Source organism: Sinorhizobium garamanticum (genome assembly GCF_029892065.1).
GTDB lineage: Bacteria > Pseudomonadota > Alphaproteobacteria > Rhizobiales > Rhizobiaceae > Sinorhizobium > Sinorhizobium garamanticum.
The window spans coordinates 1,289,354-1,302,143 of the sequence record NZ_CP120374.1 but is presented as its reverse complement, the minus strand read 5'-3'; the positions used below and the strand labels follow the sequence as shown (position 1 = coordinate 1,302,143).

Below are 12,790 nucleotides of genomic sequence, written 5' to 3'. Positions count from 1 at the left end.
TCGCCTCCTCAATGCTTCGGCGAGAGCTGGCCGAGCATGGGCTCGGGCAGATCGTCGAGGGCGGCCTCATCCTCGCTCTCGCGCACGAGGTCGACCGTCGTCACGTCGATGCGGCCGGTCGCGATCGCGAAGGCGTCGGAAAGAAGGATCAGGAAGGCCGGGATGCCGAAGGCGAGACCGGCGCCATAGAAGAAGGCCATCGGGATGCCGGTCGCCGGCGCGCCGACATGAAGGTTGATCAGCGTCTGCGTCCAGCTGCCGCTGATCACCAGCCATGTGGCATAGAGCATCAGCGCATGGCCACAAAGCACGGCCACCTTTGCGGCAGAAGGCGGCAGGCGCTTGATGAGGGAGTCCACGCCGAGATGGCCGTGTTCGCGCATGGCGACGACGGCGCCGAGAAAGGTGAGCCAGACGAAGAACATCCGCGACAGTTCCTCGGAAACCGTGATCCCCTGGTTGAAGGCGTAGCGCAGGACGACATTGCCGAAGACGAGCACGACCATGCCGGCGAGCAGCAGCGCGATCGTCACCTTCAGCGCGAAGAAATAGAAATCGATGATGCGGGCCATCCGCTCCTCCCAAAGCGATAGGCGTGCCGGCAGCACGTCGCGACGACGCGCCGGTGGCAGACCTCCTCCTTCCAACGCGCGGCGGTTCGCCGGCGGCCTTCCCGCGCTCCTCGGCACGGTTCCGGCATCTGATTTTTAAAATGTACTAACTAGTTCGAATGTCAAGTGTCGTGCTATTGAAAGAGGATGATAACGTGAATATGACTTGAGGAATTGCTCCTGCGGGGCACAGCTAGGGGTCGAAAATCGGCAGTCATTTTCGACGAAGTTGGCAGTCTCGGATCGCGAGACGAGGCGTTTCGGGCATTCATCGAGGCGCGTGCGACCCGCAGGAAATAGGCGTGACGATTCAATGGCCTGTCTGGGCCGGGAAGCAGTGCGGAAATGGCGGAGCGGCAGGGGAACGGCAGAAAGAACGATCCGCAAAGGACGCAGGAGGATATTCTTGCGGTAGCGACGGAAGAGTTTTCGACGCACGGGCTGGCCGGCGCGAGGGTGGATGCGATTGCCGAGCGCACGCGCACCTCGAAGCGGATGATCTATTACTATTTCGGCAGCAAGGAGGGGCTCTATCTCGCCGTGCTCGAGCGCTCCTATCGCAGGATCCGCACGCTCGAAGCCGATCTCGAACTCGCCAACCTGCCGCCGGAAAAGGCGCTGAGGACCTTGATCGAAACCACCTTCGATCACGATGAGAGCAATCCGGATTTCGTCCGTCTGGTCAGTATCGAGAATATTCACCACGCGGCGCATATGCTTCGTTCGGAAGCGATCCGCGAGCTCAACGTCTCGGTCATTCAGATGATCGAGGCCATCATCGCACGCGGTCTCGCCGACGGCACCTTTCGGCGCAAGGCTGACCCGATCGATGTTCACATGCTGATCAGCGCCTTCTGCTTCTTCCGCGTCTCGAACCGCTATACATTCGGCACGATCTTCCGCCGTGACCTTTCGGAAAAGGCGACGATCGAACGGCATCGCTCGATGATCGCCGACGCAGTGATCAGCTACCTGAAATCGCCGGAAGGTGGGCCTGCTTCCACCTAGCCCATCAGGGAACTAGCCCATCAGGGAACGAGTACGGCCGCGCCGCTCAGCCTGCCGGCGCGGAGATCGGCAAGGGCAAGGTTGGCTTCATCAAGCGGATAGACGATGGTGTGCGTCTTGACGCCCGCTTCTGCCGCGATCGCGAAAAACTCACGGCCATCCCGGCGCGTGAGGTTGGCGACCGAAACCAGTTCACGTTCGCCCCAAAGCACAGCATAGGGCATGGCGGGAATATCGCTCATGTGGATGCCGCCGCAGACCACACGACCGCCCTTGCGCACTGCTTTCAGTGCCGCCGGCACGAGGTTTCCGATCGGCGCAAAGATGATCGCAGCGTCGAGCGGCTCCGGCGGTGGCTCGTCCGAACCGCCGGCCCAGAGCACGCCGAGGTCGAGGGCGAAGCGCCGCGCCGTGGCATCGTCCGGGCGGGTGAAGGCGTAGACGTGCCGGCCCTGCCAGACGCAGATCTGGGTAATGATATGCGCGGCGGCGCCGAAGCCGTAGATGCCGATCCTCCGGCCGTCGCCAGCCCGTTTCAGCGAGCGCCAGCCAATGAGACCCGCGCAGAGGAGGGGCGCAAGCGCGACAGGATCGCCGTCGGGATCGAGATCGAAGGCATAGTCTGCATCCGCGATGACATTGGTGGCGAAGCCTCCGTCGCGGGTATAGCCCGTGAACAGCGGATCGTCACAAAGGTTCTCTGCGTTCGACCGGCAATAGAAGCAGTGCTGGCAGGTATGGCCGAGCCATGGGACGCCGGCGCGCCGACCGATGCGGGCCGGATCGACGCCGCGCCCGACCGCTTCGATGATGCCGACGATCTCGTGGCCCGGAACGAGCGGCAGCTTCGGCCGCGGCAGGTCGCCGTCGACCACGTGCAGATCGGTCCGGCAGACAGCGCAGGCCTCGACGCGCAGCCGGATCTCACCGGCGAGCGGTTCGGGAAGCGGCCGCTCCACCGCCTTCAGCGGTTTTCCGATCCTCTCAAGGACCATCGCCCGCATCGGCTTTAGCCTCCTTGAAGTTGCACCGGTCGCCATCGCAGCTCGCTCTGTTCGAAATGCGGCTCGGCAATGATATCCTCTTGCCAGGGACGCCGGATAGCCCCTGTTCCCTCCACATCGAAGACCACCATTTTCATCAAGACTGCCATCGACCTCGGAAGGATCGCAAATGCCGAAAAGAAGCGCAGGCATCCTGCTCTACAAATACGACGGCGAGGCGTTGCGTGTCCTGCTTGTCCACCCCGGCGGTCCCTTCTGGAGCAACAGGGACGCTGGGGCATGGTCTATCCCGAAGGGGGAATATGACTCGGACGAACAGCCGGAGGCGGCTGCACGGCGCGAGTTCCTGGAGGAAACCGGCATCGCGATGAGCGGGGCGTTGGAGCTCCTTGGCGAGCTGCGCCAGAAAGGCGGCAAGCTCGTCACCGCCTTCGCCAGCGAGAGCGATGTCGACATCACCGATATCCGCAGCAATATGTTCGAAATGGAATGGCCGCCACACAGCGGCCAGACACAGGCCTTTCCGGAAGTCGATCGCGCCGGATGGTTCAGCCTGCCGGAAGCGCGGGAGAAGATAAACGCGTCCCAGCGACCATTTCTCGATCGCCTTGAAGCATTGCGCAGCGAGGCGCCGCCGTCGCCCGAATGACTTTCAGCAGGTGTAGGGGCATGCTGCAGGTGTCAGTGATTGGCGATGTGCACGCTCTGGCCCGCGGCTACAGTCGTCAAGCCGGCAGCAATGCCGAGATTGGGAAGCCCGTCGATCTTGCTCGGCCCCTGAGCGTTGGGTTGACGGCGTTCGGCCCGTACCCCCGGCACGATCTCGACGGGAATGCCTTCGCTTTCCAGCAGTCGGATTTCTTTGCGCAATCCGAGCGAAGCGGTGGGGTCACCGGATTTGAGGCGCACCACGCGCTTGCCTGAAAGGACCAGCTCAACCATGGCATCATGGATATCGCCCAGGTCATCTGAGACCCGGCTGTCCGGCCGGCGCACGAACTGGCGCTTTGCCTCCCGGCGGGAAAGTTCGAGCACATCGTTCGAGATCGGTTCGTCGAAGAGAATGACATCGGCGGCCTGCAAGGCACGAACGGCCTTCAACGTCAGGAGTTCGGCATCGCCCGGACCCGCGCCGACGATCGTGACGCGGCCGATGGCGGAGCGGGTCGCGGAAACGCAATCCAGCTCGTCCATCAGCCGCGTCACGACACCCTCCTCCGGTGTCTCCAGAAAGGCGCGATCGACGAACCGCTCCCAGAAGCTGCGGCGCGCCGCGCCCGGATTCAGTCGTGCGTTGACCCTTTCGCGGACGGCTCGCGCGATCGTTGCCCAGCCCTTGATTGCCGGCGGCAGCAGGGCCTCGATCCGACGGCGGATCGCTTGTGCGAGGATCGGCGCGGCGCCGTCGGTCGAAATCGACACGACGACTGGCGAGCGATTGACGATCGAGCCGAACTGGAACTGGCAAAAGGCCGGCTTGTCGATGACATTGACGGGAACGCCGGCCGCGCGCGCCGCATTGAAGAATGCCTCGGCTTCGGCGTCGTCGCCGCAATCGGCGATCGCGATCGCGGCCCCGGAAAAGATGCCGGGGTGCCAGAACTCGTCGTGATGGACGAGGCGGCCGTCTTCGTGGGCGGCGCCGCGCTGCATGAGACCGAGAAAGACGTCACTCAGCTCCGCGCGTGGCGCATGAAGATGAACCTCCGCGCCGCAGGCCGCCAGCAATTCCGCCTTCCAGGCGGCGGCGTCGCTGCCGCCGGCGACGACGACGCGCTTGTTCTTCAAGGTCCAGAACAGCGGCAGGGTAGCAAGCGGAGCGACGCGTTGCGGCGACGGTTTTGCGGCCCGATCATTCAGCGGCAGCGGCAAGGCATCCATCGATGATCCCCCTGATCTCTGCGCGGCAGGAGCCGCAATTGGTGCCGGCGCTAAGCCTCTCGCCGATCGCCTGGACACTGTGGCAGCCATCCCGAATGGCGGCGGTGATCTGATTGACGCCGACGCTGAAGCAGGAGCAGACCGTGGCGCCCGGGTCCTCTCTGCCCGCGCCGGGGCGACCCGCGGCGACGGCGAAGCGCGTGCCGAGGTCTTTATGCGAGGCACGAAGCTGCGAGACCGCCCAGTTGCGGGCTGCCGCCACGGGCCGGGACGCGAGGAAAAGGGCGGCAAGCAGCCTGTCGCCGTCGAAAAAGGCGAGGCGGAGTTCGCCGGACTGACGATCGGTGTAGCCGATCGGCTCGATTCCGGCCGGGATCGAAAAAGCCCGCCGGCACCAGCCGATCCAGTCCGCTTGCGGCTCGGCGAAGGCAAGTTCCAGGCGCCAGCCGCCGTCGGCCTTGGCGAGTGCCCAGTAAGCGGCATCGACGCCTTGAGGTTTTCCGGCGGAGACCGCGAAACCATAGGCCCGGGCGGCGAAACGGGCAGCCTTGATGGCGATGTTTTTCGACGCCGGCTGCCCGGAAACAGGGTCCGTGATCGGCGGCACCAGCGCGTCGATGCGGCCCTTCGAGGCGAACTGGTCGTTCCAGTGCATCGGCACGAAGAGACTTCCCTCCGCCTGGCGTTCGGTAAGGAGCGCGCGGACGATCGCCTGTCCGTAGGGGCTCTCGATTTTCACCAGATCGGCATCCGCGACGGCAAGCCTCTCGGCATCGCGCGGATGAATCTCTGCGAACGGTTCGGCGATATGGGCGGAGAGCCGCGCGCTCTTCCCCGTCCGGGTCATCGTGTGCCAGTGGTCGCGCACCCGGCCGGTGTTGAGCGTGTAAGGATAGGCGCCGTTTGCCCGTTTGGAGGGAGACGCGTCGACGGCGATGAAACTGGCGCGCCCGTCCGCATGGTAGAACCCGCCGTCGGCGAAAAACCGCTTCTCCCGGGGCTGCGTGCCCTGCGGCTGCGGCCACTGGAACGGCTTCAGATCGTCGTAGGCCGCCTTGTCGATCGTCGCGTGGGCGCCGATGTCGAAATCGCGGCGGCCGTCGTTTTCGAAGCTGGAGAGTGCGGCATGTTCGGCGAAGATTTCAGCGGCGGAAGCATGGGCGAAGGCTTGCGAAAAACCCATGCGCCGCCCGACCTCGGCCAGTTGCCACCAGTCGGGGCGCGCCTCGCCGGGCGCGTCGAGGAAGGCGCGCTGGCGGGAAATGCGCCGTTCGGAATTGGTGACCGTGCCGTCTTTCTCGCCCCAGCCGAGCGATGGCAGAGCCACGTGAGCATGACGCGCGGTATCGGTCTCACTAAGGATGTCGGAGACGACGACGAAGGGACAGGCCCTGATCGCGGCCTCGACCGCGTCCGCGTCGGGCATCGAGACGACCGGGTTCGTTGCCATGATCCAGAGTGCCTTGATCCGCCCGTCGGCGACGGCGCGAAACATGTCCACGGCCTTGAGTCCCGGCTTGCGTGCGAGCGCGGGCGCGCCCCAAAAGCGCCGGACGAGATCACGGTGAATGGATTTCTCGATGTCGAGATGGGCGGCGAGCATATTGGCCAACCCGCCGACCTCGCGTCCGCCCATAGCGTTGGGCTGGCCTGTCAGCGAGAAGGGACCCATGCCTGGCCGGCCGATCCGGCCGGTCGCGAGATGGCAGTTGATGATGGCGTTGACCTTGTCCGTGCCGCAAGACGACTGGTTGACGCCCTGGCTGTAACAGGTGACGACCTTCTCGGTCGTCTCGAACAGGCGGAAGAAATCGCGCAATTGCGCCTGCGAGAGGCCGGTCAGGGCCGCGAGTTCCGCGAGATCCAGCGCGGAAGCGGCTGCAAAGGCCTCGGCGAAGCCCTTTGTGTGCGCAGAAATATAGTTCTGATCGACGGCGCCGCTCGCCGCCAGATGGGCAAACAGACCGTTGAAAAGCGCGACGTCGCTGTCTGGGGCGAGCGCCAGATGCATATCGGCGATGTCGGCGGTCATGGTGCGCCGTGGATCGATGACGACAACCTTCATCTCGGGGCGGCTCGCCTTGGCCGCGGCAAGGCGCTGGTAAAGGACCGGGTGGCACCAGGCGAGATTGGAACCGGTAAGCACGACGAGATCGGCAAGCTCAAGATCTTCGTAGGTGCCAGGAACCGTGTCGGACCCGAATGCGCGGCGGTGACCGGCAACCGAGGACGACATGCACAGGCGTGAGTTCGTGTCGATGTTGGCCGAACCGATAAAACCCTTCATCAGCTTGTTGGCGACGTAATAGTCCTCGGTCAGCAATTGGCCGGAGACATAGAAGGCGACCGAATCCGGGCCGTGCTCGGCAATGGTTTGCGTGAAGCGGTCGGCGACGAGATTGAGCGCTTCGTCCCAGCCTGCGCGGCGGCCGCCGATCTTCGGATGGAGAAGGCGACCGTCAAGATCGAGGGTTTCGGCAAGTGCCGAGCCTTTGGAACAGAGCCGGCTGAAATTGGCCGGATGCTCGGGATCGCCCTTGACGCTGACGGCGGCGTCATCGTCCACGCGGGCGATGACGCCGCAGCCGACGCCGCAATAGGGGCAGGTGGTTTTGACCTCGCACGCCATGCCTACTCCGCCGCTGCCAGTGCCAGGTTTTCGAGCGCGATGAAGAGCGCGCCGTTGTCGTTTTTCACGGGGATCGTGCGGACCTCGCCCTCGTCGGCGCCGAGCGCCTTGCCGGTTTCGAGCGAGATCACCCAATTGTGCAGCGGGCAGGTCACGGCAGTGCCGTGGACGATCCCTTGGGAAAGCGGCCCGCCCTTGTGGGGGCAGTGGTCCTCGATCGCGAAGACGTCGTTCTCCGCGGTCCGGAAGACGGCGATCTTGCCCTGCGGCGTCCTCACGCAGCGCGCGCCTCGCAGAGGGATATCGGAAATATTGCCGATTGCGATCCAGTTCATTTCCATCACCTCACTCCGCTGCCTGATTGAACCCGACCGTCGCCATCGGCCGGAACTCATGCTTGTCCTTGCCGGAGACGCGCTCCGACCAGGGGTCGACCTGGGCGAATTTCTGGCTGAAGACGAAGCGGTCGAAATAGGCCCTGCGCTTCTCCGCATCGTCCATGATCTGGCGGCGGATCTCGTCGAGGCCGATGCGTTTTGCCCATTTGTAGATGCGCTCGAGATAGCGGGCCTGCTCGCGATACATCTGCGTCAGGGCAACGATGTGCTCCAGCGCCTCGTCCTCGGTCTTGACGAGCCCCAGGACCTCGGTGCCCTTGATGTCGAGTCCGGCCGCACCGGCGAAATGGATCTCGAAACCGGAGTCGACGCAGATGACGCCGACGTCCTTGCAGGTCGCTTCGGCGCAATTGCGTGGACAGCCGGAGACGGCCATCTTCACCTTGGCGGGAGTCCACGAGCCCCACATGAACTTCTCGATGCGGATGCCGAGCCCGGTCGAATCCTGCGTGCCGAAGCGGCACCAATCGGAGCCGACGCAGGTCTTCACCGTCCTCAAGCCCTTGGCATAGGCCTGGCCCGAGACGAAGCCGGCCTTGCCGAGATCGGCCCAGACGGCCGGCAGGTCTTCCTTCTGGATGCCGAGCAGGTCGATGCGCTGGCCGCCGGTGACCTTGACGAGCGGGACATCGAACTTGTCGACGACATCGGCGATGGCGCGCAGTTCCTTCGAATTGGTCACGCCGCCCCACATGCGCGGCACCACAGAATAGGTGCCATCCTTCTGGATGTTGGCGTGGACGCGTTCGTTGATGAAGCGCGACTGGTAGTCGTCGGCATATTCGTCCGGCCAGTCGCAGACGAGGTAATAATTGAGCGCCGGCCGGCATTTCGCGCAGCCGCAGGAGGTCTTCCACTCCAACTCCTGCATGACGGCGGGAATGGTCTTCAGCTTCTTCGCCTTGATGAGGCGGCGCACGTCGTCATGCCCGAGTTCCGTGCAGCCGCACATCGGCTGCACGGCGGTCGGATTGTAGGCGTCGCCGAGGGTGAGCGACATCAGTTGCTCGACCAGCCCGGTGCAGGAGCCGCAGGAGGCCGAAGCCTTGGTGTGGGCACGCACGTCGTCCAGCGACGTCAGGCCCTTTCCGGTGATCGCCCCGACGATCTTGCCCTTGCAGACGCCGTTGCAGCCGCAGATTTCCGCATCATCCGGCAAGGCTGCAACGGCCGCCATAGGGTCCAGCGGGGACCCTCCCTGATAGGCCTGGCCGAAGATCAACGTGTCGCGCATTTCGGTTATGTCGGTGCCGCGCTTCAATAGGTCGTTGAACCAGGCTCCGTCGGCGGTGTCTCCATAGAGCACTGTGCCGATGATGCGGTTGTCCTTGAGCACCAGCCGCTTGTAGATGCCGGCGGTGGCATCGCGCAGCACGATCTCCTCGCGGCCGTCGCCATCGGCGAAATCGCCGACCGAATAGAGGTTGATGCCGGTCACCTTCAGCTTTGTCGGCGTATCGGAATGGACGAAGGCGGCGCTGCGATCACCGACAAGGTGGCGGGCGGCAACCCGCGCCATCTCGTAGAGCGGGGCCACCAGGCCGTAGACCATGCCGTCGACTTCGGCGCATTCGCCGAGTGCCATGATATCCCCGTCGGAGGTCTGCATGCCGGCGTCGACGACGATACCACGGTTGACGGCGAGCCCCGCTTCCTTGGCGAGGCTGGCATTCGGCCTGATGCCGACCGCCATCACGACCAGTGTCGCCGGGATGATGCGGCCGTCGTCGAGCTCGATGCCCTCGACCTTGTCCTCGCCAAGGATCCGTTTGGTATTTGCCTTGGTGATGACCTTGATGCCGCGTTCCTCGACCGCCTTCTGCAAGAGGTAACCGGCGGCCGGGTCGAGCTGGCGCTCCATCAGCGTCGGCATGACGTGCAGTACGGTGACGTCCATGCCACGGGCTTTCAGGCCCGCTGCCGCTTCGAGGCCAAGCAGACCACCACCGATAACGATCGCCGTCTCGCGCGACTGCGCCGCGAGCAGCATCGCCTGCACGTCGTCGAGATCGCGGTAGGTGATGACGCCGCGCAGATCCTTGCCCGGCACGGGAATGATGAAGGGCACGGAGCCGGTGGCGATCACCAGCTTGTCATAGCTTTCCGTCACGCCATGGTCGGAGGTGACCGTCTTGGCGTTGCGATCTATCGCAACGATCTTGTGACCCTTGTAAAGCGTGATGCCGTGCTGGATGTACCAGCCGTCGCCATGGATGACGATCTGCTCGTAGGTCTTTTCGCCGGAAAGCACCGGAGAAAGCATGATGCGGTCGTAATTGACGCGCGGTTCGGCGTTGAAAATCGTCACCTGATAACGCCCGGGGGCGCTCTCGAAGAGTTCTTCCAGCATGCGGCCAGGCGCCATGCCGTTGCCAACAATAACCAGCTTCTCGGTCATTCCATTACTCCGCGGCTTGTTTCTTGAGGGTTTGGGCGGACAACATCGTTCGGGCGGCGCGCTTCGCCCGGATCGCTTCGAGATGTTCGGGAGCGGGGCTGGCGCCGCCTTCGTAGGCCTCGAGGAAGTCCAGAAGCTCCTCGCGGTAGGCGTAGTAGTCGGGGTGCGACAGGAGCTCCTTGCGCGAGCGAGGCCGCGGCAGGTTCACTTCCATGATATTGCCGATCCGCGCGTTCGGGCCGTTCGACATCATCACCACCCGGTCCGCGAGCAGGATCGCCTCGTCGACGTCATGCGTGACGCAGATTGCCGTCACCTGGGTCCGCTTCCACACGTCCATCAGCACTTCCTGCAGCTCCCAGCGGGTGAGGCTGTCGAGCATGCCGAAGGGTTCGTCGAGGAGGAGCAGTTTCGGCGACAGCGCGAACGCCCGGGCGATGCCGACGCGCTGCTTCATGCCGTTCGACAGGTCCGCCGCAAGCCGGTGCATCGCATCGCCGAGACCGACGCGCTGCAGGTAATATTCGACGACGTCGCGGCGCTCGGCCGGCGTCGCGTCGGGATAGACCCGGTCGACGCCGAGCGCGACGTTTTCGCGGGCGGTCAGCCAGGGAAGCAGCGAGGGGGCCTGGAAAACCACCGCTCGATCCGGACCGGCCCCGGAAATTTCCCGTCCGTCGAGGATGATGCCGCCGGACGAGATCGGGTTGAGGCCGGCCATCATCGACAGGACGGTCGACTTGCCGCATCCCGAGTGGCCGATGATCGAGACGAATTCGCCTCTGTTCATCTTGAGGTTGAAGCCGTCGACCACCGTCAGCGGACCTTTCGGCGTCGGATAGACCTTTCGGACCTCGAAAAATTCGACGTAGCTCTTCTCGATCGCGGAGCGCGCCTTTCGAGTATAGGCGTCCGGCAGCTTGGTGCCGGTAAGCTTCTGCGTGATCGGCACGACGTTGGGCAAGGCGACCGCGCCGCTTTCGGCAGTATTTCGTCCCGCGCCCAGATCCATCAGATATTCGGTGACGGCGCCACGAAGGCGGATGAACTCGGCGTTCGAGTTCATTTCCGCGCGGTCGCGCGGGCGCGGCAGGTTCACCTCGAAGCTTGGGCCCAGCGAGGCATTCGGGCCGGGCGTCAAGGGAACGATCCTGTCGGCAAGCAGGATCGCCTCATCGACGTCGTTGGTGATGAGGATGATGGTCTTCTTTTCCTTCGACGAGATTTCGGCGAATTCGTCCTGCAGCTTCGAGCGGGTGAGCGCGTCGAGTGCCGAGAGCGGTTCGTCGAGCAGGAGCACGTCGGGCCGCATCGCGAGCGCTCTTGCCACGGCCACGCGCTGGCGCATGCCACCCGAGAGCTCCGCAGGCCGGCGCTCCGTTGCATGGGCGAGACCCACCATCTCGATATAGTACTGAACGATGCTCGCTCTTTCCGCTTTGCTCTTGGCGGAATGCACCGCATCGACGGCAAGGGCGACATTGGCGCGGACCGACAGCCAGGGCATCAGCGAATAGGACTGGAAGACGACCCCGCGCTCCGGTCCGGGACCCGACACTTCCTTGTCGCGGAAGAGCACTGCGCCCCGATCCGGCATCGTCAGGCCGGCGAGGAGGGAAATCAGCGTCGATTTGCCCGAGCCGGAAAAGCCGACGATGGCAATGAATTCGCCTTCCTCGACCTTGAGGTTTACGCCCGAAAGGATGTCGTTGCGCGATTTGCCCTCACCGAAGGACTTCGAGACATCGCTCAATTGGAGAATTGTCACGCGCGCCTCCTACCGGTTCGACGAGAAGGTGAAGGCCGACTGGAGGGCATACATGACCCGGTCCAGAATGAAGCCGATGATGCCGATCGACAGAACTGCGACCATGATGCGGGCGAGCGAGTCGGAGGAGCCGTTCTGGAATTCGTCCCAAACGAACTTTCCAAGGCCGGGGTTCTGGGCGAGCATCTCAGCCGCAATCAGCACCATCCAGCCCACGCCGAGCGAGAGTCTCAGCCCGGTGAAGATCAACGGAAGGGCGGAAGGCAGAACGAGCTTACGGATCGTCGTCGCAGTCGAAAGCTGCAGGACCTTGCCGACGTTCACCAGGTCCTTGTCGATCGAGGCGACGCCGAGCGCCGTATTGATCAGTGTCGGCCACAGCGAACAGAGGGTCACGGTCACCGCCGAGATCACCAGAGACTTCGGCAGCAGGCTCGACGGGTCTGCATAAAGCGCCGAGACGATCATGGTCACGATCGGCAGCCATGCCAGCGGCGAGACGGGCTTGAAGATCTGGATCAGCGGGTTGATGGCGCCGCTGATCGTCTTGGAGAGACCCGAGGCGATCCCGAGCGGTACGGCGACCAGCGTTGCAATCACGAAGCCGAGCCCGACCGTCATTAGCGACGTCGTGATCTGGTCGATATAGGTCGGCTTGCCGGTGAACACACGATGCTTCACCTGGTCGGGCTTGCCCTCGGCGACGAGCTTGGCATTGCGCTCGTCCTGCCGGGCGTAGAAGGCGGCGGCCTTGCGCCGCTCCGCGAAGTGGTCCTCAAGGAGCACGCTCGCCTGGTCGAAGACGGCCGCAGGCCCCGGAATGGCGCCGAGCGAGGTTTGAACCTTCGGTGCAAGAACGCCCCAGAGCGCGAGGAAGCACAGGATGCCAGCAAGGGGCACCAGCAGCGCCTTGCGAATTTCGGCCATCTGCTCGGCAACATTGTCGCCGGCCGCCATGCGCAGGATCGGGGTCACCCAGCCGAGGCCAAGCACATTGAGCCAGCCGGCGGCTTTGTTGATCCGCTGAAACAGACGCTCTCGTCGCGCGAGTTTCGGGTCAGCCACGGTGATCGCTTGAGTCATGGATTTGTCT

10 protein-coding genes are annotated in these 12,790 nt (G+C 64.0%); 2 read left to right on the top strand and 8 right to left on the bottom strand.

Annotated elements, in window-relative coordinates:
- Positions 1–8: 8 nt before the first annotated feature.
- The gene (locus PZN02_RS25875; protein ID WP_280661823.1) at positions 9–572 is read right to left on the bottom strand and encodes a TRAP transporter small permease; all 564 of its coding nucleotides are present in this window, start codon (positions 570–572) and stop codon (positions 9–11) included.
- A gap of 384 nt (positions 573–956) precedes the next feature.
- On the opposite strand from PZN02_RS25875, the gene PZN02_RS25870 reads away from it, so the two are divergent.
- Positions 957–1,619 carry a TetR/AcrR family transcriptional regulator gene (locus PZN02_RS25870; RefSeq protein ID WP_280661822.1) on the top strand — a complete coding sequence of 221 codons (663 nt, stop codon included), beginning with the start codon at positions 957–959 and terminating at the stop codon, positions 1,617–1,619.
- A 20-nt stretch (positions 1,620–1,639) separates the two neighbouring features.
- On the opposite strand, the gene PZN02_RS25865 is transcribed toward PZN02_RS25870, so the two are convergent.
- Entirely contained in the window at positions 1,640–2,623 is a 984-nt protein-coding gene (locus PZN02_RS25865; RefSeq protein WP_280661821.1) for a zinc-dependent alcohol dehydrogenase family protein, read from the bottom strand.
- Positions 2,624–2,792: 169 nt separating this feature from the next.
- Between PZN02_RS25865 and PZN02_RS25860 the strand changes: the two genes are divergently transcribed.
- Positions 2,793–3,272: an NUDIX hydrolase gene (locus PZN02_RS25860; RefSeq protein ID WP_280661820.1), complete on the top strand. Its 480-nt coding sequence runs from the start codon at positions 2,793–2,795 to the stop codon at positions 3,270–3,272.
- A gap of 32 nt (positions 3,273–3,304) precedes the next feature.
- On the opposite strand, the gene PZN02_RS25855 is transcribed toward PZN02_RS25860, so the two are convergent.
- The 6 genes from PZN02_RS25855 to PZN02_RS25830 are packed head-to-tail and all read right to left on the bottom strand — an operon-like array spanning position 3,305 to position 12,780.
- Positions 3,305–4,504: a siroheme synthase family protein gene (locus tag PZN02_RS25855; protein WP_280661819.1), complete on the bottom strand. Its 1,200-nt coding sequence runs from the start codon at positions 4,502–4,504 to the stop codon at positions 3,305–3,307.
- Positions 4,476–7,133, bottom strand: a complete 2,658-nt coding sequence (locus PZN02_RS25850) for a nitrate reductase (protein WP_280661818.1) — start codon at positions 7,131–7,133, stop codon at positions 4,476–4,478. The genes PZN02_RS25855 and PZN02_RS25850 overlap by 29 nt, the downstream gene beginning before the upstream one ends.
- A 2-nt stretch (positions 7,134–7,135) precedes the next feature.
- Complete coding sequence (gene nirD / locus PZN02_RS25845; protein WP_280661817.1) at positions 7,136–7,474, bottom strand: nitrite reductase small subunit NirD; 339 nt, start codon at positions 7,472–7,474, stop codon at positions 7,136–7,138.
- Positions 7,475–7,478: 4 nt separating this feature from the next.
- Positions 7,479–9,929, bottom strand: a complete 2,451-nt coding sequence (gene nirB, locus PZN02_RS25840) for a nitrite reductase large subunit NirB (protein ID WP_280661816.1) — start codon at positions 9,927–9,929, stop codon at positions 7,479–7,481.
- A 4-nt stretch (positions 9,930–9,933) separates the two neighbouring features.
- Positions 9,934–11,697 (bottom strand): ABC transporter ATP-binding protein, encoded by a 1,764-nt coding sequence (locus tag PZN02_RS25835; RefSeq protein ID WP_280661815.1) that lies wholly within the window; start codon positions 11,695–11,697, stop codon positions 9,934–9,936.
- 9 nt (positions 11,698–11,706) lie between these two features.
- Entirely contained in the window at positions 11,707–12,780 is a 1,074-nt protein-coding gene (locus tag PZN02_RS25830) for an ABC transporter permease (protein WP_280661814.1), read from the bottom strand.
- Positions 12,781–12,790: the final 10 nt, after the last annotated feature.